This is a genomic window from Sphaerotilus mobilis (genome assembly GCF_004216565.1).
Taxonomy (GTDB): domain Bacteria; phylum Pseudomonadota; class Gammaproteobacteria; order Burkholderiales; family Burkholderiaceae_C; genus Sphaerotilus; species Sphaerotilus mobilis.
The window spans coordinates 39,587-59,115 of record NZ_SGWV01000011.1; the positions used below are offsets into that span (position 1 = coordinate 39,587).

The window sequence follows — 19,529 nt, forward strand, 5'->3', positions numbered from 1 at the left end:
CCCAGCCTGCCTCACGGCGAGCTCACTGCTGGATCGGCGCGGTCGGCTCGAACACCCGTTCGAAGGCGCGGTCGTGCTGGGCCAGCAGACGCACCAGCTCGGACTCGTCCAAAGGCGTCGTCAGATATGCGTCGCAGCCGGCGAACGTGGCGCGAATGCGGTCGATGGCACCGTGGTGGTGTGCCAGCGCCACGACCACCGGTGCGATGCCGCCGCCCGTCGGTCGACGCCGGATGCTGCGGCAGATCTGGTAGCTGTCGACGCCGTCCTGACCCAGGCCGAGGAAGACAAAGCCGTAGCTCTGGGACTCGCACAGCTCGATCGCCCGCTCTGGGTTGCGTGCCAGCGTCACGCCGTAGCCGCAGTGGCTGAGCATGTCGTCGAGCAGGCCCCGCTCGGCCGGGCTTGCGCTGACCACCAGCACTTCGTCCAGGCGCAGCTCGCCCTCCACCAGCACCGAGTTGCTGTAGCCCTCGCTGGTGTGAAAGTCGCCGACCTGCGCCGTGCTGTCCGCCGCCTGCTGGCGGGCCCGGCCGCTTGGCCGCTGCGTCTGGTGGCGCTGGGCCAGCGCATCGAGCGCGCGGCGGATCTGCAGTGCGTCGATCGGACGGGCCAGGTGGGCGCCGACGCTGGCTGGTGCGCTCGGGCCGCCCACCAGAACCGTGTCGCGCATGCGTCCGGCCCGGCCGATCGCCAGCAAGGCCTCGGGCTGCTCGGCATTGGCCACCACGAGGTCGCTGTCCTGCAGGTCCTGGCCGATCACGTAGCCGACAGGGTCGCGCGCAGCCGCCAGCCGGAAATAGCTTTCCAGCGTGCTGCGCTCGAAGGGCGCGAAGCCCACGAAGGCCACCCGGTGGGTGGATGTCATGCGTGATTCCCGGTGGTTGCCGTTACAGGTCGAAACGGTTGGTCATCTTTTGACGCCGGGCACCTTGGGTCAAGGTCATCCTTGGCGACGCGCAGGGATGACCCCGCATCCACGGGGGTGTCGGGTGCCGTGATGCATCTGCCGACGGCAAATTTGCCGATTCCGGTGACGCGTGCGGGCTGCGGACGCGATCCGATAATCCGGCGTTTTGCGCATTCAACGACCGGCCCTGCGGCCGCGCCACGGAGTCCAGCCATGTTCGAACACGTCGACGCCTACGCGGGCGATCCCATCCTGACGCTCAACGAGAACTTCCAGAAGGACCCGCGAGCCGACAAGATCAACCTGTCCATCGGCATCTACTTCGACGACGCCGGTCGCCTGCCCGTCATGGGCGCCGTGCGCGAGGCTGAAACGCAGCTGGCACAGGCGATCGGTGCGCGCTCCTACCTGCCCATGCTCGGCCTGCCGGACTACCGCACGCAGGTCCAGCAACTGCTGTTCGGCGCCGACCATCCGGCGATCCGCGACGGCCGCGTCGTGACGCTGCAGACGCTGGGTGGCTCGGGCGGCCTGAAGGTCGGCGGCGACTTCCTGAAGAAGTACTTCCCCGGCTCAGCCGTCTGGGTCAGCGACCCGACCTGGGACAACCACCGCGCCATGTTCGAGGGCGCCGGTTTCCAGGTCCACACCTACCCCTACTACGACGCCGCCACCGGTGGCCTGCGCTTCGACGCGATGCTCGAGACCCTGCGCGGCCTGCCGCGTCACAGCATCGTGCTGCTGCATGCCTGCTGCCACAACCCGACCGGTGTCGACCTGAGTCCGGCGCAGTGGCGCGAGCTGATTCCCGTGCTGGTCGAACGCGAGCTGCTGCCCTATGTCGACATCGCCTACCAGGGCTTCGGCGACGGCATCGCCGAGGACGCCGATGCGATCCGTGCGCTGGCCGATGCCGGCATCGCCTTCTTCGTCGCCAACAGCTTCTCCAAGAGCTTCTCGCTCTACGGCGAACGCGTGGGCGGCCTCAGCGTGGTTTGCCCGACGCCGGCCGAGGCCCGTCTGGTCGAGGGCCAGTTGCAGATGGCCGTGCGCAAGAACTACTCCAGCCCGCCGACCCACGGTGCGCGCATCGTCGCCCGTGTGCTGGGCACGCCGGCATTGCAGCAGCAGTGGTCCGACGAACTGGCTGCCATGCGCCAGCGCATCCAGGCCATGCGCCAGCGCCTGCATGCGGTGCTCGGCGAGATGCTGCCGGGCCGGGACTTCGGCTACTTCCTGAGCCAGCGCGGCATGTTCAGCTACACCGGTCTGAGCGCGGCTCAGGTCGACACCCTGCGCGAGGTTCACGGCGTCTACCTTGTGCGCTCCGGACGGATGTGCGTGGCGGGCCTCAACACCGGCAACGTCGAGGCCACGGCGCGCGCCATGGCGGCGGTGCTGAAGTAAGCGCGCCGGCAGCCGCGCTGGGCTGGATTCAGGCGTCGTGCTGGATGCGCATGGACTTGATGCGGGTGTAGCGCTCGCGCAGGTCCATGCCCCAGGTGGCCAGTGACGGCGCCTGACCGGCCGCGGTGGACGTGCCCGGATCGTCGCTGCCGTTGATGCTGATGCGCTCGCCGCGCAGGCCATGCGCCAGTCGCCACTGACGGGCCCCGTCGCGGGTCCAGATGCTGGCGCCGCGCAGCGGTTCGCAGGCATGGACCAGCGCGATGGCCTCGTCCTCGTCGTCGAAGGGGATCACGACCTGCACCGGCCCCGCAGGGTCGACCGCGATGCGCCGGGTCCAGGCGGCGGTCCAAGGGGTCAGCAGGGTCGGCCGGACCCAGTAGCCGCCCAGGCCGGCGGCCTCGGTGTCGATCTCGCCTTGCGCCACCAGCCGCAGGCCGCTTTCGCCGGCAAAGGCGATCTGGCTCTCGACCTGGTCGCGCCGATGCGGCGAGGCCATCGGGCCCAGGTCCCGATCGGCCAGCGCCGGTCCGACCCGCAGCTGGCGATAGCGCTGCGCCATGCGGTCCAGCAGCTCAGCTTGGGTGCCGCGCCGGACCAGGATGCAGGTCGGTCGCGCCAGGCTCTGGCCCGAGCGGTGCACGGCCGCTGCAACCAGCTCGGGCACGGCGCGGTCCAGGTCGGCGTCCTCGAACACGAGGTGCGGAAGGCTGCCGACCTGCAGCACCGTGAGGTCCTTGCCATGGCGGCTGGCCAGGGCCCGGACGGCAGCGGCGGTCTGGGCCGATCCGGCCACCGTCACGTGCGCGACGCCCGGGTGTTCGACCAGCGCCGCACCAGCCTCCTGACTCAGGCCCGGCACCACATTGAGCGTGCCCGCCGGCACGCCGGCCTCGTGGCAGATGTGGGCGAACGCCAGCACGCTGAGCACCACCGTCTCGGCCGGCTTGACGATGCAGGCGTTGCCCGCCGCCAGCGCCGCGCCGACGCAGTCGCCCAGCAGCGGCAGGTTGCCTTGTGTGGGCAGCATCAGGCCGACGATGCCCAGGGGTTCGCGCCAGCTCAGCAGGGTCTGGCCCGGCATGACCGCTTGGGCACTGCCCGAGGTCTGGCCGATCTGTGCCGCCCAGCCTTCGAGGCGACGCGCCAGTGCGGTCGCATCGGCCCGGCCGCGTGACACGGGCAGGCCGGCGTCCAGCGCCTCCAGGTGTGCCAGCTCATCAACCCGCTCACGCACCAGGGCGGCGATGCGTTGCAGGCACAGGCTGCGTTCGTGTGGACTGGCCTGGGCCCAGCTGCCCGGCTCGTCCGCGCGCAAGGCACAGCGTGCGGCCTGCACGGCGGCGTCAATCTCTGGCGCACCGGCGCGGGCGATCCGGCCCAGTTCAACACCGGTCGAGGGGTCGATCAGCGGCAGCGTGTGCAGGCCCTGCGGCCGACGCCACTGGCCGGCGATGCAGACCAGCGCCGGGTCGAAGGGGAGAGGGGCGCGCAGGCTGGTGGGCAGGGTCGGGGCCAATCGGGGTCCTTGCGACCCTCGGGCCAGGCTTGCGTCGGCGGTCCGTGGGTCGACGTTGTTGCAGCGCCGACGAGGTGCGTTGCATCTTAGGAGTCGACCCCCCGACCTTGTGGTGCGCGCACGTCAGGTGTGTATCGGGTTGCTGCCCCGTGGCGCGCAGGCCACGAGGTTTGTCACGACTCGCCGCGACGTCGTCAACCAGGCCGCCGCAAGCCGGCCGTCATCCCCTCGGGCAATCGCCCGCCGAACCCGGCGGGCGAGGCCCACTCAGCGCTTCAGAGAGTCGCGGATCTCGCGCAGCAGCACGATGTCCTCGGCCGGGGGCGGCGGCTCGGCCGGCGCGGCGGGGGCTGCGACGGGTTCGGCCTTCAGGCGGTTGATCTGCTTGATCATCATGAAGATGATGAAGGCGAGGATCACGAAGTTCAGCGCCACCGTGATGAAGCTGCCGTAGGCGAGCACCGCGCCAGCCTTCTTGGCTTCGACCAGCGTCGTGGCGGTCTGACCGGCCAGCGGGATGAAGTGGTTGCTGAAGTCCAGCCCGCCGAAGATCTTGCCGACGATGGGCATGATGACGTCGCCGACCAGCGAGTCGACGATCTTGCCGAAAGCGCCGCCGATGATCACGCCGACCGCCAGGTCGACCACATTGCCCTTGACGGCAAAGTCCTTGAATTCGCTCATCACGCTCATGGCATCGATCCTCTGTGTGTCGTTCGGTTCTTTGGATTCGGTACCTCCTGGGTACCGGCGAGGCGTGCAGTATTCCCGGGGAGTCCGGGCTGTCAATCCGGCGCAACCGGGCCGCAGACGCTGTCGTTTTTTTGACAGCCATCGGGCGCAGCGCCGTGGCGGCCGGCTTGCCGGTGTCAGGGAATCCCGCAGGGCGTGGACTAGAATCGCGGGTTGCTCCCATAACAGACCGGTTTACTTTTCCACGAGGACTCACATGAGTGACCAGCAAGTCGACCAGGCCAAGCGGACATGGCTGATTGCGTCGAGCTGCGCAGGTGCGATCGGCGGCGCGGCCGTTGCGGTGCCCTTCGTCAGCACATTTGCTCCGTCCGAGCGCGCCAAGGCGGCCGGTGCGGCCGTTGAGGTCGAGATCGGTGCCCTGCAGCCCGGTGAGAAGCTCACGGTCGAATGGCGTGGCAAGCCGGTCTGGATCGTGCGCCGCACGCCCGAGCAACTGGCTGAACTGTCGAAGCTGGATGGCCAGCTCGCCGATCCCAACTCGGATCGCAAGGCCTACCCCACCCCCGAATACGCCAAGAACGCGGCCCGCTCGATCAAGCCCGAGTACCTCGTCGTCGTCGGCATCTGCTCGCATCTGGGCTGCTCGCCCAGCGACAAGTTCCAGGCCGGCCCGCAGCCCTCGCTGCCCGACGACTGGACCGGTGGCTTCCTGTGCCCCTGCCACGGTTCGACCTTCGACCTGGCTGGCCGCGTGTTCAAGAACAAGCCCGCGCCGGACAACCTCGAGGTGCCGCCGCACATGTACCTGTCCGACACCAAGCTGCTGATTGGTGAAGACAAGAAGGCCTGACGAGGAATCGAGGACAACATGGCTGAATTCAAAGAGGCTCCCGCCGACGCATCGGCGGCACTCAAGCTCCTGACCTGGGTCGACAACCGCTTTCCGGCGTCCAAGCTCTACAAGGAGCACCTGTCGGAGTACTACGCACCGAAGAACTTCAACTTCTGGTACTTCTTCGGTTCGCTGGCGCTGCTGGTGCTGGTCATCCAGATCGTCACCGGCATCTTCCTGGTGATGCATTACAAGCCGGATGCGGCGCTGGCCTTCGCATCGGTCGAATACATCATGCGAGATGTCCCATGGGGCTGGCTGGTGCGCTACATGCACTCAACCGGCGCCTCGGCCTTCTTCGTCGTGGTCTACCTGCACATGTACCGCGGCCTGATCTACGGCAGCTACCGCAAGCCGCGCGAACTGGTCTGGATCTTCGGCTGTGCGATCTTCCTGTGCCTGATGGCCGAAGCCTTCATGGGCTACCTGCTGCCGTGGGGCCAGATGTCCTACTGGGGCGCCCAGGTGATCGTCAACCTGTTCGCGGCCGTGCCCTTCGTGGGCGAGGACCTGGCGCTGCTGATCCGCGGTGACTATGTCGTCAGCGACGCGACGCTCAACCGCTTCTTCAGCTTCCACGTCATCGCCGTGCCGCTGGTGCTGCTGGGTCTGGTGGTTGCGCACATCATCGCGCTGCATGAGGTGGGTTCGAACAACCCCGATGGCGTCGAGATCAAAGCCAAGAAGGACGAGCGCGGGATCCCGCTGGATGGCATCCCCTTCCACCCCTACTACTCGGTGCACGACATCATGGGTGTGGGCGGCTTCCTGATGATCTTCACCGCCATCGTGTTCTTCGGCCCCGAGCTGGGCGGCTATTTCCTGGAGTACAACAACTTCATTCCGGCCGACCCGCTGAAGACCCCTGCGCACATCGCGCCGGTCTGGTACTTCACGCCGTTCTATTCGATGCTGCGTGCGACCACCGACGTGATGGTCAACGTGCTGAGCGTGATCGTTGCGCTCGGCGCTGTGCTGACGGTGCTCAAGGGCGGCCTGTCCGGCAAGGCCAAGGGCGCCGTGCTGATCGGTGCGCTGGTCGGCATCGCCCTGCTCAAGACCTTCGACGCGAAGTTCTGGGGCGTGGTGGTGATGGGCGGTGCGGTCATCATCCTGTTCTTCCTGCCTTGGCTGGACAAGAGCCCGGTCAAGTCGATCCGGTACCGTCCGACGTGGCACAGCTATCTGTATGGCGTCTTCGTGGTGTTCTTCCTGGTGCTGGGCTACCTCGGCATCCAGCCGCCGTCGGACATCGGCACGCTGGTGGCCCAGGTCGGCACGCTGTTCTATTTCGGCTTCTTCCTGCTGATGCCGTGGTGGAGCCAGATCGGCGAGTTCAAGCCGGTCCCGGACCGCGTCACGTTCGAAGCCCACTGAGTCGGCACACGGAGCCATCACCATCATGATCAAGCGTATTGCCGCCTTGCTCGCTTCCCTGGTTGCCTGCGCCGCGTTGCTCGCGCCGGCCGCGCACGCCGCTGGCGGAGGCATCGCCTGGGACAAGTTCCCGGCCGAAAAGATGCAGGACACCGCCGCCCTCCAGCGCGGCGCCCAGCTGTTCGTCAACTACTGCCTGAACTGTCACTCGGCCGCCTACATGCGCTACAACCGCATGCGCGACATCGGCTTGAGCGAAGAGCAGATCAAGGCCAACCTGATGTTCGCCACCGAGAAGGTCGGCGACGTCATGAAGGTCAACCTCGATCCGCGTCAGGCCAAGGACTGGTTCGGTGCCACGCCGCCCGACCTGACCGTGATCGCCCGTTCGCGCGCTGGTTCGGGTGGCTCGGGCGCCGACTACCTCTACACCTACCTGCGCACCTACTACGTCGACGACACCAAGGCGACCGGCTGGAACAACCTGGCCTTCCCGAGCGTGGGCATGCCCCATGTGCTGTGGGAACTGCAGGGCATGCGCCGTGCGGTCTACGAGGATCAGGTCGACGCGCACGATCCGAACAAGAAGATCCACGTCTTCAAGGGCTTCGAGCAGGTCACCCCCGGCAAGCTGAACGCGCTGGCCTATGACAGCGCGGTCGGCGACCTGGTGGCCTACCTGCAATGGATGGGCGAGCCCGCACAGACCACCCGCGTCAAGCTGGGTGTCTGGGTGCTGCTGTTCCTGACGATCTTCACGACGATTGCCTGGCGCCTGAACGCGGCGTTCTGGAAAGACGTGAAGTGACGGCCTGACCGCCAGGGGCCCCTCAGAGGCCCTCGGCGTGGGCGCGCAGTGGCGGGCAACCGTTGCTGCGCGATTTTGTTTTTGTGTCCCGCCTTTTGTGCGTCCTCTTGGGAGCGACTCCAGCCATGATGGTCCTCTACTCCGGCACCACCTGCCCCTATTCGCATCGTTGCCGTTTCGTCCTGTTCGAGAAGGGCATGGATTTCGAGATCCGCGATGTCGACCTGTTCGCCAAGCCCGAGGACATCGCGCTGATGAACCCGTACAACGAGGTTCCGATCCTGGTTGAGCGCGAACTGATCCTGTACGAATCGCACATCATCAACGAGTACATCGACGAGCGCTTCCCGCACCCGCAGCTGATGCCCGGTGACCCGGTGGCACGTGCCCGTGTGCGCTTGTTCCTCTTCAACTTCGAGAAGGAACTGTTCGCCCACGTCAACGTGCTGGAAGGCCGTGGCGTGCCCAAGGGCAACGACAAGCAGTTGGAGAAAGCCCGTTCGCAGATCCGCGACCGCCTGACCCAGCTCGCGCCGATCTTCCTGAAGAACAAGTTCATGCTGGGCGACGACTTCTCGATGCTCGATGTGGCCATCGCGCCGCTGCTCTGGCGCCTGGACTACTACGGCATCGACCTGTCGAAGAACGCGGCGCCGCTGCTGAAGTACGCCGAGCGCATCTTCTCGCGCCCGGCCTACATCGAGGCACTGACGCCGTCCGAGAAGGTGATGCGCAAGTAAGAAGGCGCTGCGACGATGCCCATCCCGACCGCACCGGACGCCCAGGCGTCCTCGACCCGGCCCTACCTGATCCGGGCTTTGCACGACTGGTGCACCGACAACGGCTACACGCCCTACATCGCCGTCTACGTCGATGCGAGCGTGCAGGTGCCGATGGAGTACGTGAAGAACCACGAGATCGTGCTCAACGTCGGCATCGACGCCACCAATGGCCTGAGCCTCGGCAACGACTATGTCGAGTTCAAGGCCCGGTTTGGCGGCGTCGCGCGCGACATCATCGTGCCGGTCGACCACGTCATCGCCATCTACGCCCGCGAGAACGGCCAGGGCATGGCCTTCCCGGTGCCGACCGAATCGACGCCGATCGTCGGTGGCGACCAGGTCGGCGGCCCGTCCGACGGCGCGCAGGCACAGACCCAGGACGGCGCGCCGGCACCGGTGGTCGGGCTGCGTCTGGCCAGCGTGCCGGGCACGGATGCCTCGACGGCCGAGGGCGTGGCCGACACCAACGGCGGCGATGACGACCCCGTGCCGCCGACATCGGGCGGGGCTCCCCGGCCCTCGCTCAAGCGCATCAAGTAGGCCTGCCCGGCGGCTCTCGCAGCCCTGCAGGACCCCACGAGACGCCCTCTACAATCGCGCCTCGTTTCACGTCTGACCGACGCAGCCGGCTTAGCTCAGCTGGTAGAGCACCCGCCTTGTAAGCGGAAGGTCGTCCGTTCGATTCGGACAGCCGGCACCAACGCTGCGTCAACCACCTCCCGTCCCACGACACCGCGATGAAACGATCCCTGTGGATGCTGGCCGGCGCGATCAGCCTGATCGTCGGCATCGTCGGGATCGTGGTGCCGCTGTTGCCCACCACCCCCTTTGTGTTGCTCGCGGCCGCCTGTTGGTCACGCGGCAGCGCGCGCTGGGAGCGCTGGCTGCTGGCCCATCCCCGCTTCGGCCCGATGGTGATCGGCTGGCGCCGTGACCGTGCCATTCCGTTGCGGGCCAAGCAGATGGCCACCGTGATGATGGCCGCCGGCAGCGCCTGGGCCTGGACCCGCCTGCCGAGTCTGCCCTGGCTGCCTGCGCTGTGCTGCGCGGCCGTGCTGGTCTGGATGTGGCGACGTCCGAGCGCACCGCCCGAGGTTCAGGCGCCCGCCTCGTCTTCGAACAAGGACATCGAGTAGCCATCGCCGCCGTTGCCGCTCGGCACCCGTGGCTTGGCTGCGGACGCCGTCGCGGCCTTCTGAGGCGCTGTTGCCGCTGGTTCCTGGACGATCGCACCCGGCCGGCTCAGGTTGCCAACCCGCACGCCCAGCAGCCGGATCCGGCGTGACAGCGTGATGCGCTTGAGGCACTGCCCGGCCGCCGCGCGGATCACCGCGCCGTCGTCTGTGGGCCCGGGCAGCGTCAGGTCGCGGGTGACGGTGCGGAAGTCGTCGAAGCGCAGCTTGATGCCCACCGTGCGCCCGACATAGCCCTTGCGCGCGAGGTCGTCGCCGACCCGTTGGCACAGCGTCGTGAAGATGTCGGACAGCCGGCTGCGGTCGTTGCGCGGGTGCAGGTCGCGATCGAAGGTGGTTTCGCGGCTCATCGACACCGGTTCGCTGTTGCGCACCACGGGCCGGTCGTCGCGGCCGTGGGCAGCCTCCAGCAACCACGCGCCGTGGTGTTCGCCGAAGTGCTCAACCAGCCAGGCCAGCGGCTGTTGCGCGAGTGCGCCGATGGTTGGCACACCCAGCTCGATCAAACGCGCGCTCGCCTTCGGACCGACGCCATGGATCCGCCCGACCGGCAGCGGCCAGATCCGCGTGGCGATGTCCTCGGGCATGACCACCGTCAGGCCGTCGGGCTTGTCCAGGTCGCTGGCGATCTTGGACAGCAGCTTGTTGGGCGACAGGCCGATCGAGCAGCTCAGGCCGGTCGCGGCGCGCACGTTGTTCTTCAGCTCCCGGGCGATCGCGCGCAAGCCACCCAGCGGGTCGTGTCCGACCGCCTCACGCGCGCCGGGCAGGTCGCTCAGGTCGATGTAGATCTCGTCGATGCCGCGGTCCTCGATGGTCGGCGCCAGTTCGGCCACCGCTGCCTTGAACAGCCGCGACATGCGCCGGTACTCGTCGAAATCCGCCGGAAGCAGGACGGCGTGCGGCGCCAGCACAGCGGCCTTCATCAGCCCCATGCCGGAGTGGACGCCGAAGGCGCGCGCTTCGTAGGTCGCGGTCGTCACCACGCCCCGACCGACGTAGCCAGTGAGTGGCGCGCCCTCCAGCGCATCGGCCGGAGCCGACCGCCGCCCACCCACCACCACCGCCTTGCCCCGCAACCCGGGACGACGCGCCAATTCGACCGATGCATAGAACGCGTCCATGTCGAGGTGTGCGATCAGCCGATCGGGGAGGGGAGATGTCACGGTTGTTGCGTCGGACGCGCGTTCAGCTTGGCAAGTTTGACTTACAAGAGAGGCTTGCGAACCGACGCAGAAGATGGGATGATTTCCCACATCGAAGGCCAGAAGACACAGACCACCCGTCTCAGCCGCCGCAAACCAAGGAGTCACACCATGTCACCACAGATCTCTCGAGACACCGTTGCGCCGGCCAAGCGCGTTTTGCAACTGACGCTGGCTGGCGTGTTCGCTGCCGTGATCGCGGCCTGCGGCGGCGGCGGTGTGGGCGCGGGCGGCACCGGCGCCACGGCATCCGGCACGGTCAATGGCTTTGGTTCGGTGGTCATCGGTGGCGTGCGCTACGACGACAGCGGCATCTCGGTCTCGGGCGAGGACGCGTCGGACGACAGCAAGCTGCGTCTGGGCATGTCGGTGGACGTCTCTTTTGATGACAGCAGCTGCACCACCGCCGCCACGCCTGTCTGCGTCGCAAAGGCCTTCGAGATTCACAGCGATCTGGCTGGTGAAGTGACCGCCGACACGCTGGACGTGAATGGCAACGGCACGATCGAAGTGTTGGGACAGACCATCGCGGTGACGAACAACACCTTCATCCACCGCTCGTCGGGCGTGTCATCCGCGCTGGGTCTGGGTACTGGCCAGATCGTCAAGGTCCACGGCCGTCGCGCCGCGGCTGCCGCCGCCACCGACTGGGTCGCCACCTATATCGAGATCAAGGCCGCGACCGATGCGGGTCTCGCCGGGCTGAGTAGCAGCTTCCAGTTCCGCCTCGCCGGTGCACTGACCGGCACCGCTGGTAACTACCAGATCGGCGGAGAGCCGGTCGACTTGACCGGGATCACCGTGCCGAGCGGCACAAACCCGTTCGTGCGCGTGCGCATCACGCCGGCAGCCGTTAGACCCGCCAACGGCTGGGACGTCGCGGAGCTCAAGTCGCAGCGCAGCCGTTCGCTGGAGCGCCGTGACCGTTCGCGTGTCGAAGTGCAGGGCTATGTTGAGTCGGCTGATGTTGATGCCGTAGCGAATACCACCACCCTCGTCATCAATGGCGTTGATGTCAAGGTCTCGGGAAGGTTGGGCGCCGTGGAATTCGAAGGCAGCGGCTTGGACTACGCGGCTTTGGCGGCCACCTCTGCGCTGCTCGAGGTGAAGGGCACCATTGACGTGAATGGCGTCCTGATCGCCACGAAGATTGAGTTGGAAGACGAGAATGAACGCGAGTTCTATGCCCTCGCCACGGAGATCGGACGCGTGGACACCGTTGCCAACACCTTCGTCGTCACCAAGCGCAACACCGATCCCATCACCGTGACTTACAGCGATACCACCCCTGGCGTGCTCGAAGTGAGTGAAGCCAGTCTCGGCACCCAGAAACTCGAGATCAAGGGCAATCTCGACCGCGCCACCGGCAACCTGATCGCCACCCGCATCAAGCGCGAAGACTGACACCACCCGAGTCTCGACACGACACGACCCCACGGCCCCCCGCCGTGGGGTTTTTCTTTGTGCGAAGGCCTTTCACCCCCTGCCTAGAATGGCTCCATGATCTCCCGCGAACCCACCCTCGAACGCCTCGTCATCGCCCGCCAGCTGCTGCTCGAGCCTTATGGCCTGAGTGATGCGCACCTCAGCCGGGCGCTCAACACGATCGCGGCGCACAAGGTCGACGATGCCGACCTCTACTTCCAGTACACCCGCAGCGAGGGCTGGAGTCTGGAGGAGGGCATCGTCAAGAGCGGCAGCTTCAGCATCGACCAGGGTGTGGGCGTGCGGGCGGTGGCGGGCGAGAAGACCGCCTTCGCCTACTCGGACGACATCTCCGAAGCCGCGCTGTTGGATGCCGCGCGCACGGTGCGCAGCATCGCGGCGGCCGGGCAGAGCAGGCGCGTCAAGGTCGACACGCCGCAGCAGGTCGCGGCCAGCCGCAGCCTCTACGCAGGCATGGACCCGATCGCGACGCTGGACAGCGCCGCCAAGGTTGCGCTGCTCGAACGGGTCGAGCGCATGGCGCGCGCCAAGGACCCGCGTGTGGTGCAGGTCATGGCCGGCCTGGCCGGTGAATACGACGTCGTGCTGATCGCCCGCGCCGACGGCACGCTGGCGGCTGATGTGCGCCCGCTGGTGCGGCTGTCGGTCACGGTGATCGCCGAGCAGAACGGTCGGCGCGAAATCGGCTCGGCCGGTGGTGGTGGCCGCTTCGGCATGGGCCACTTCCAGGACGACGTCATCACCCGCTACGTCGACCAGGCCGTGCAGGCGGCGCTGACCAACCTCGACAGCCAGGCCGCGCCGGCTGGCGAGATGACCGTCGTGCTGGGCTCGGGCTGGCCCGGCATCCTGCTGCACGAGGCCGTTGGCCACGGGCTGGAAGGCGACTTCAACCGCAAGGGTTCGAGCACCTTCGCCGGCCGCATCGGCCAGCGCGTGGCGGCCAAGGGCGTGACCGTGCTCGATGACGGCACGCTGGCCGACCGGCGCGGCTCGCTCAACATCGACGACGAGGGCCATGCCTCGCAGCGCAACGTGCTGATCGAGGACGGCATCCTCAAGGGCTACATCCAGGACGCCACCAATGCCCGTCTGATGAAGGTCGCTCCGACCGGCAACGGCCGCCGCGAGAGCTACGCCCACGTGCCGATGCCGCGCATGACCAACACCTACATGCTGCCGGGTGACAAGACGCCCGAGGAGATCATCGCCAGCATCGATCGCGGCCTGTACGCGAGCAACTTCGGCGGCGGCCAGGTCGACATCACCAGCGGCAAGTTCGTGTTCTCGGCGAGCGAAGCCTGGTGGGTCGAGAAGGGCAAGCTGCTCTACCCGGTCAAGGGCGCGACGCTGATCGGCAATGGCCCGGACGCTATGAACCGCGTCTCGATGATCGGCAACGACATGGCGCTGGACCCTGGCGTGGGCACCTGCGGCAAGGAAGGCCAGAGCGTGCCGGTGGGCGTTGGCCAGCCGACCCTGCGCATCGACGGCATCACCGTGGGCGGCACCGGCTGACGCGCGCTCCTGCGGAAAGCACGTAGGCCAGGCGTCAGGGGCCGCGTGCTAAAGTCATTGGCATGTCTCGGCACTCGTTTTTCTTTGCGACCTTTTGGTTCTCACCCCGCACCGGCGGAGGAGAGGCCTGAACGCACGCGCAAAGCAGCGACAGACCGATCAAGAACCGCCGGATGCTCCGGCGGTTTTTTTTTGCCCGTTTGACTTCTCTCTTTCCTTCCTCTGCCCTTCCCCTGCCCCTTCCCATTACCCCTTTCCGTCATCACAGGACCCGACCATGACCGCTCCGCACGACAACGCCGCCCATCGCTGGCAGGCCCCGATCGACAAGACCTCGCAGACCGATGACGAAAGGATTGTTGACGTGACCCCGCTGCCGCCGCCCGAGCACCTGATCCGCTTCTTCCCGATCCGCGGCACCGCCGTGGAAAGCCTGGTCTGCGGCACGCGCCAGAAGATCCGCGACATCCTGCATGGCCGTGACGACCGACTGCTCGTGGTGATCGGACCTTGCTCGATCCATGACCCGGTTGCCGCACTCGACTACGCCCGCCGCTTGCTGCCGTTGCGCGAGAAGTTCGCCGACACGCTCGAGATCGTCATGCGCGTCTACTTCGAGAAGCCGCGCACCACGGTGGGCTGGAAGGGCCTGATCAACGACCCCTACCTGGACGGCAGCTTCCGCATCGACGAGGGCCTGCGCATCGCGCGCCAGTTGCTGGTCGACATCAACCGCCTGGGCATGCCTGCCGGCAGCGAGTTCCTCGACACCATCAGCCCGCAGTACATCGGCGACCTGATCAGCTGGGGCGCCATCGGCGCACGCACCACCGAAAGCCAGGTGCACCGCGAACTGGCCTCGGGCCTGTCGGCACCGATCGGCTTCAAGAATGGCACCGACGGCAACATCAAGATCGCCACCGACGCGATCCAGGCCGCAGCCCGTCCGCACCACTTCCTGTCGGTGCACAAGAACGGTCAGGTCTCGATCGTCGAAACCCGCGGCAACGCCGACTGCCACGTCATCCTGCGCGGCGGCAAGGCGCCCAACTATGACGCGTCCCATGTCGCTGCGGCCTGTGCCGACCTGGGCGCGGCCAAGCTCGAACAGCGCCTGATGGTCGACTGCAGCCATGCCAACAGCAGCAAGCAGCACCAGCGCCAGATCGACGTCGCGCAAGACATCGCCGCGCAGATGGCCGCCGGCAGCCGCTCCATCTTCGGCGTGATGGTTGAAAGCCACCTGGTCGGCGGCGCGCAGAAGTTCAACCCGGGACAGGACAGCCCGGCGGCGCTGGCCTATGGCCAGAGCATCACCGACGCCTGCATCGGCTGGGACGATTCGGCCGCCGTGCTGCAGACCTTGTCCGACGCGGTGAAGGCGCAGCGCGCTTGATCCTGCGCTTGAAGGCGTCGATGCAGCCCCGCTAGCATCGACGCCAACCCCAAGATCTCGGAGAACACGACATGCCCCACGTCACCGTCAGCTGGTCCGAACGCGAGCAGCTCAGCCTTTCTGCCGAGGCCGGCCTTGATGCGATCGATGCACGTCGCTGGCTCGATGAGCAATTCGTCGCGCTGGACTGCGAGCCTCTGCGGGCCTCGGGCAAGGTGCTGGTGGCCGACAAGCTGCTCGCGCTGGCGGCCACCGGTGGGCCGGAACAGTTCGCCGACGCGGCCTGGGCGGCGCAGTACGCCCGCGCGGCGGTCGCGGCTTCCGGGCGTGAGTCCGTCCGTGTGGACGTCGCAACTGGCAAGGTCAGCTACTGACCGTCTTGGCCCTCGGCGTCCGCTGATTCGCTGCGCGTCAGACGCTCGCTGCGCCAGTAGACGTCGTCGCCGCCGAGCCCGTCGAGGTTGGCGCGGTTGAGCACGCGGGCCAGCACGAAGAGCAGGTCCGACAGGCGGTTGAGGTAGTGGCGCGGCGCCTCGTTGACGGCCTCGACACCGGCCAGACCGACGACGGCGCGTTCGGCCCTGCGGGCGATCGTGCGGGCCACATGGGCCAGCGCGGCGCTGCGGGTGCCGGCCGGCAGGATGAACTCCTTCAGCCGAGGCAACTGGGCGTTGTAGAGCGCCAGAGCCTCGTCCAGCCGGACGACGGCTTCGACCTTCAGCAGCGTGTAGCCCGGGATGGACAGCTCGCCGCCGAGGTTGAACAACTCGTGCTGGATGACGACCAGCAGCTCGCGCACATCGGCCGGCAAGGGCTCGGCCAGCAGCACGCCAAGCTGCGAGTTCAGCTCGTCGACATCGCCCATCGCGGCGATGCGCAGGTGGTTCTTCGGCACGCGCTGGCCGTTGCCCAGGCCGGTGCTGCCATCGTCACCCGTGCGGGTGCTGATCTGTGTGAGTCGGTGTCCCATAGGCCGACATCGTAGCGCCGGCACAATGCCCGTTTTCTGGAGAGCTGGAGAGCACCCATGGCCACGATTGCCGACTTGACCGACGCCGAGATCGGCGAACTCGATGACCTGCTGGCCGCGATCCCGGAGCCTCTGGAGGCGCTGGACGTGGTCATGCTCGATGGCTACCTCTGCGGCGTGCTCGCCCAGCCCCGCGTGATCGATCCGGCGCAGTGGCAGCCGCCGGCCTTCGACTGGAACTTGCTCGGTGCGGCGGAAGCCGCTGCTGCCGATGCGCCGGCCGGCAGCGTGCTGACGCCCGACACCGCCGGCTGGCACAGCGCCAAGCACGAGCGCCTGCTGCAACTGGTGATGCGCCGGCACGATGCGCTCGCGCAAGGCCTGATCGACGGCTGGTTCGACCCGCTGGTGATGCAGCCGCTGGACGACGACGGCAACCCGCTCAAGGGCAAGGAAGCCATGACCGCCGCGCTCGCGCCGTGGGTGATCGGCTTCGAACACGCGCTGGAGCATTTCCACGACCTCGAATCGCTCGATGCGCCCGAACTGCCGGACCTGCTGGCCTGCCTGTGGCGGCACCTGCCCGAGCAGAGTGACGAGGAGCGCGCCGAGTCACAGGCGCTGGACCAGGAACATCCGCTGACCTCGCTGGACGCCGCCATCGATGACCTGGTGGGCAACGTCGTCGAACTGGCCGACCTGGCCCGCGCCGCGCGCGTCAAGGTCGAGACGGTGCGCCGCGAGCAGCCCAAGGTCGGCCGCAATGACCCGTGCCCCTGCGGCAGTGGCCGCAAGTTCAAGGTCTGCCACGGCAAGGACGGCACCTGAGCGTTCAGGCCATGCGGGGTTCCACGGATCCGGAGCCCCCCTTCAACTTGACGATCATCAGAACACCCGCTTGGGGTGATGACACACTGAGCACCTGGGCCACACCGGCGCTTTCCGCCTGCAAGGAGCACGTTCATGAAGATCCTGGTCGCCGTCGACGGCAGCGAGTTCACCCGCCGCATGGTCGCCTACTGGACCGCCCACGAAGAGTGGCTCGGCCCCAGCCACGACTACACCGTGTTGACCGTGGTGCCGACGATCCCGCCGCGCGCGGCGGCCGTGCTGGACCGCGAACTGCTGCATGCCTACTACGCCGATGAAGGCGAGAAGGTGTTCAAGCCGCTGCGCACCTTCCTGGACGGCCAGCGCATCCAGGCGACCTTCCTGAGCAAGACCGGCCACGTCGCCGACGTGATCGCCAAGACCGCCGAGGACGGCAAGTTCGACCTGCTGATGATGGGCTCGCACGGCCACTCGGAACTGGCCGGCCTCGTCATGGGCTCGGTCGCGACCCGGGTGCTGGCGGGCTGCAAGGTGCCGCTGCTCATCGTGCGGTGACCTTCGTGCGCTGAATCGATTGCAGCGCCAGATGTGACAAGGCCCGCGACTGCGGGCCTTTTTTCATGGCGACGTGTCAGCGGGCCGGGGCAGGCACCGCCGGCACGATGGCCTTGGGCGGTGGCGCCTCAGCGGCCGTCGGACGCAAGGGCGGCGTCTCGGGCGTCATGCTCAGGTCCAGCCCGAAGGCGGTGCCGTAGTCCGCGAAGTCCGGCACGCGGCGCTTGCGGCCGGCGGCGGTCGTGACGGTTTCCTTGCGTTTGAACCAACGGGTCCAGGCCATCCAAGTTCTCATGACGTTTTCTCCCTGGCCCTGTGCGTCGAGCCTCACGGAACACGATCTCGGTCCTTCTCAATCGCGACCGGGCTGGCTGGAAGACATCACATCACCCGCTTCGGGCCGCAGCAGCCGGTTCGTCTGAACCGTCCTTCTGAGGTCCTGCCCGGCCTGATTCAATCGTGAACCGAACCTGATCGGACAGTGTCGCCTGATCGCGTGACGGGAATGATGTCGCCCGTGCAACGAAGTGTAGCCAGCGGTCACCGAGCTCGATCTGCGCATAACCCCTGTCATCGCTGCAGGCGTGCAGGATGTCTGTGTTGCTTTCACGAATCAGGTCATTGAGCGGGCCCGTCAAGCCTCGGGTCGTCACCGAGGTGGTCACCAGCTCGCTGGCGACCACCTCGGACCGGGGATCGTTCGGCCGCACGCGCAGGTTGGCGACCACATGCCGGTGCACATCGCCGCCGAGCAGCACGACGTCCTTGATGCGCCGCTCGGCGATGCCCGCCAGCAAGCGTTCGCGGGCGCTCGGGTAGCCGTCCCAGCCGTCGCTGGAGACCAGCCGGCGGCCCATCAGGTCGATGCCGCTGGGTGACATCTGGCTGGCCTGGCCGATCAGCTTCCAGCGCCGCTGGCTGGTGACCAGACCGTCCGCCAGCCAACGTTCCTGGGCGCTGCCGAGCACGGTCCGGCGTGGATCGGCCTGGGCGACGCGGCGTGCGCTGACCAGTCCGCCGCCGGGGTCTGCCGGGTCCGAGCCGACCTGGGCGCTGCGGTGCTGGCGGCCGTCCAGCGTCCAGATCTCGGCCAGCCGGCCCCAGGTCCAGCGGTCATGCATGCGCATGCCTTGCGGGCCGGGCAACTGGTCCAGTGCCAGCGGCAGATGTTCGAAGTAGGCCTGATAAGCCGCTTGCCGGATCGCCAGGAAGGTGCGGGCCTCGTCGGCCTCGCCACCCTGCTCGCTGGCGTAGTCGTTGCGGACCTCGTGGTCGTCCCAGCACAGCAGCCACGGGTGCGCCGCGTGTGCTGCTTGCAGGTCGGCATCGAGCTTGTAGGTGGCGTGGCGGGCGCGGTACTCGTCCAGCGTCTGCGGCGGCGGGCCTTCATGTGCGCGCAGCAGGAAGGCCGGGTTGCTCGAGTCGTAGATGTAGTCGCCGACGAAGAGCACCAGGTCGATGTCGCTGGCCGCGATCTCTCGGTGGGCGATGAAGCGGCCCTGCTCATAGTGCTGGCAGGACGCCAGTGCCAGCCGCAGCCGGTCGGGCAGGGCGTCTGCCGCCGGAGCGGTGCGGGTGCGGCCGATCGGGCTGGTGGCCGCGTCCAGCAAGAAGCGGTAGTGGTAGGTGCGGCCGGGCGCCAGACCTCGCACCGGCACGCGCACGCTGTGGCCGACATCCGGGTGGGCGATCACCTCGCCGTCGCGCACGATGCGCCTGAAACTGTCGTCATCGGCCACCTCCCAGCGCAGCCGCACCGGCAGGGGTGGCATGCCGCCGCCGGGCGCGTGGGGCTGAGGCGCCAGCCGGGTCCACAGCAGGACCGAATCCGGGCGCGGCTGGCCACTGGCCACGCCCAGCGTGAAGGGGTCGTGCTCGAAGCGCGGACGCCAGTGCGGCAGGCGCGGCAGCGCCGCCTCCGTCGAACGCAGCCGGCCGGCGGCCAGCAGCAGGGCCAGCGCGGACAGGCGTTGCAGGGTCGAACGACGGGGGGCGTGCATGGGGTGGCAGATGCTAGTGGCTGG

20 protein-coding genes and 1 tRNA gene are annotated in these 19,529 nt (G+C 67.6%); 14 read left to right on the forward strand and 7 right to left on the reverse strand.

Going from position 1 to position 19,529, the window contains the following annotated elements; genetic code table 11:
* Nucleotides 1–22: 22 nt before the first annotated feature.
* Complete coding sequence (locus EV685_RS15420; protein ID WP_130482946.1) at nt 23–868, reverse strand: response regulator transcription factor; 846 nt, start codon at nt 866–868, stop codon at nt 23–25.
* Nucleotides 869–1,123: 255 nt separating this feature from the next.
* Here EV685_RS15420 and EV685_RS15425 point away from each other — a divergent pair, with 255 nt between their 5' ends.
* The gene (locus tag EV685_RS15425; RefSeq protein WP_130482947.1) at nt 1,124–2,317 is read left to right on the forward strand and encodes an amino acid aminotransferase; all 1,194 of its coding nucleotides are present in this window, start codon (nt 1,124–1,126) and stop codon (nt 2,315–2,317) included.
* Between the two features lie 28 nt (nt 2,318–2,345).
* Here EV685_RS15425 and EV685_RS15430 read toward each other — a convergent pair whose 3' ends face one another.
* On the reverse strand, nt 2,346–3,836 hold the full coding sequence (locus tag EV685_RS15430; protein ID WP_165396825.1) for an aldehyde dehydrogenase family protein: 1,491 nt from the start codon (nt 3,834–3,836) through the stop codon (nt 2,346–2,348).
* A 267-nt stretch (nt 3,837–4,103) separates the two neighbouring features.
* Nucleotides 4,104–4,529, reverse strand: coding sequence for a large conductance mechanosensitive channel protein MscL (gene mscL, locus EV685_RS15435; protein ID WP_130482949.1), 426 nt, complete (start codon nt 4,527–4,529; stop codon nt 4,104–4,106).
* A 256-nt stretch (nt 4,530–4,785) separates the two neighbouring features.
* Between mscL and petA the strand changes: the two genes are divergently transcribed.
* The 7 genes from petA to EV685_RS15470 all read left to right on the forward strand — a co-directional run bounded on the left by petA (nt 4,786) and on the right by EV685_RS15470 (nt 9,527).
* A complete protein-coding gene (petA, locus tag EV685_RS15440) occupies nt 4,786–5,382 on the forward strand; it encodes a ubiquinol-cytochrome c reductase iron-sulfur subunit (protein ID WP_130482950.1) in 597 nt (198 codons plus the stop codon).
* 18 nt (nt 5,383–5,400) lie between these two features.
* The gene (locus EV685_RS15445; RefSeq protein ID WP_130482951.1) at nt 5,401–6,801 is read left to right on the forward strand and encodes a cytochrome b; all 1,401 of its coding nucleotides are present in this window, start codon (nt 5,401–5,403) and stop codon (nt 6,799–6,801) included.
* A gap of 25 nt (nt 6,802–6,826) precedes the next feature.
* Complete coding sequence (locus EV685_RS15450) at nt 6,827–7,609, forward strand: cytochrome c1 (protein ID WP_207224845.1); 783 nt, start codon at nt 6,827–6,829, stop codon at nt 7,607–7,609.
* Nucleotides 7,610–7,734: 125 nt separating this feature from the next.
* Nucleotides 7,735–8,349, forward strand: a complete 615-nt coding sequence (locus EV685_RS15455) for a glutathione S-transferase N-terminal domain-containing protein (protein WP_130482952.1) — start codon at nt 7,735–7,737, stop codon at nt 8,347–8,349.
* A 15-nt stretch (nt 8,350–8,364) separates the two neighbouring features.
* Nucleotides 8,365–8,931: a ClpXP protease specificity-enhancing factor gene (locus EV685_RS15460; RefSeq protein ID WP_130482953.1), complete on the forward strand. Its 567-nt coding sequence runs from the start codon at nt 8,365–8,367 to the stop codon at nt 8,929–8,931.
* A gap of 84 nt (nt 8,932–9,015) precedes the next feature.
* Nucleotides 9,016–9,091 (forward strand) — tRNA-Thr (locus EV685_RS15465).
* A gap of 37 nt (nt 9,092–9,128) precedes the next feature.
* The gene (locus EV685_RS15470) at nt 9,129–9,527 is read left to right on the forward strand and encodes a YbaN family protein (protein ID WP_130482954.1); all 399 of its coding nucleotides are present in this window, start codon (nt 9,129–9,131) and stop codon (nt 9,525–9,527) included.
* On the opposite strand, the gene dinB is transcribed toward EV685_RS15470, so the two are convergent.
* Nucleotides 9,488–10,708 carry a DNA polymerase IV gene (dinB, locus tag EV685_RS15475; RefSeq protein WP_242615649.1) on the reverse strand — a complete coding sequence of 407 codons (1,221 nt, stop codon included), beginning with the start codon at nt 10,706–10,708 and terminating at the stop codon, nt 9,488–9,490. The two genes, EV685_RS15470 and dinB, sit on opposite strands and share 40 nt — an antisense overlap.
* A gap of 192 nt (nt 10,709–10,900) precedes the next feature.
* On the opposite strand from dinB, the gene EV685_RS15480 reads away from it, so the two are divergent.
* From EV685_RS15480 to EV685_RS15495, 4 genes are all read left to right on the forward strand, one after another.
* The gene (locus EV685_RS15480; RefSeq protein WP_130482956.1) at nt 10,901–12,193 is read left to right on the forward strand and encodes a DUF5666 domain-containing protein; all 1,293 of its coding nucleotides are present in this window, start codon (nt 10,901–10,903) and stop codon (nt 12,191–12,193) included.
* A gap of 96 nt (nt 12,194–12,289) precedes the next feature.
* Nucleotides 12,290–13,753 carry a metalloprotease TldD gene (tldD, locus tag EV685_RS15485; protein ID WP_130482957.1) on the forward strand — a complete coding sequence of 488 codons (1,464 nt, stop codon included), beginning with the start codon at nt 12,290–12,292 and terminating at the stop codon, nt 13,751–13,753.
* A gap of 277 nt (nt 13,754–14,030) precedes the next feature.
* Entirely contained in the window at nt 14,031–15,149 is a 1,119-nt protein-coding gene (locus EV685_RS15490; RefSeq protein ID WP_130482958.1) for a 3-deoxy-7-phosphoheptulonate synthase, read from the forward strand.
* Between the two features lie 71 nt (nt 15,150–15,220).
* Nucleotides 15,221–15,523 carry a hypothetical protein gene (locus EV685_RS15495; RefSeq protein ID WP_130482959.1) on the forward strand — a complete coding sequence of 101 codons (303 nt, stop codon included), beginning with the start codon at nt 15,221–15,223 and terminating at the stop codon, nt 15,521–15,523.
* Here EV685_RS15495 and EV685_RS15500 read toward each other — a convergent pair.
* Nucleotides 15,517–16,119 (reverse strand): cob(I)yrinic acid a,c-diamide adenosyltransferase, encoded by a 603-nt coding sequence (locus EV685_RS15500; protein ID WP_130482960.1) that lies wholly within the window; start codon nt 16,117–16,119, stop codon nt 15,517–15,519. The genes EV685_RS15495 and EV685_RS15500 overlap by 7 nt on opposite strands.
* A gap of 57 nt (nt 16,120–16,176) precedes the next feature.
* Between EV685_RS15500 and EV685_RS15505 the strand changes: the two genes are divergently transcribed.
* Both EV685_RS15505 and EV685_RS15510 read left to right on the forward strand, forming a co-directional pair.
* A complete protein-coding gene (locus EV685_RS15505) occupies nt 16,177–16,947 on the forward strand; it encodes a YecA/YgfB family protein (protein WP_130482961.1) in 771 nt (256 codons plus the stop codon).
* Between the two features lie 135 nt (nt 16,948–17,082).
* Nucleotides 17,083–17,505, forward strand: coding sequence for a universal stress protein (locus EV685_RS15510; RefSeq protein WP_130482962.1), 423 nt, complete (start codon nt 17,083–17,085; stop codon nt 17,503–17,505).
* Nucleotides 17,506–17,581: 76 nt separating this feature from the next.
* Here EV685_RS15510 and EV685_RS15515 read toward each other — a convergent pair whose 3' ends face one another.
* Together EV685_RS15515 and EV685_RS15520 are read right to left on the reverse strand one after the other, a co-directional pair.
* Nucleotides 17,582–17,788 carry a hypothetical protein gene (locus tag EV685_RS15515; RefSeq protein ID WP_130482963.1) on the reverse strand — a complete coding sequence of 69 codons (207 nt, stop codon included), beginning with the start codon at nt 17,786–17,788 and terminating at the stop codon, nt 17,582–17,584.
* 103 nt (nt 17,789–17,891) lie between these two features.
* Nucleotides 17,892–19,505 carry an alkaline phosphatase D family protein gene (locus EV685_RS15520; RefSeq protein ID WP_130482964.1) on the reverse strand — a complete coding sequence of 538 codons (1,614 nt, stop codon included), beginning with the start codon at nt 19,503–19,505 and terminating at the stop codon, nt 17,892–17,894.
* Nucleotides 19,506–19,529: the final 24 nt, after the last annotated feature.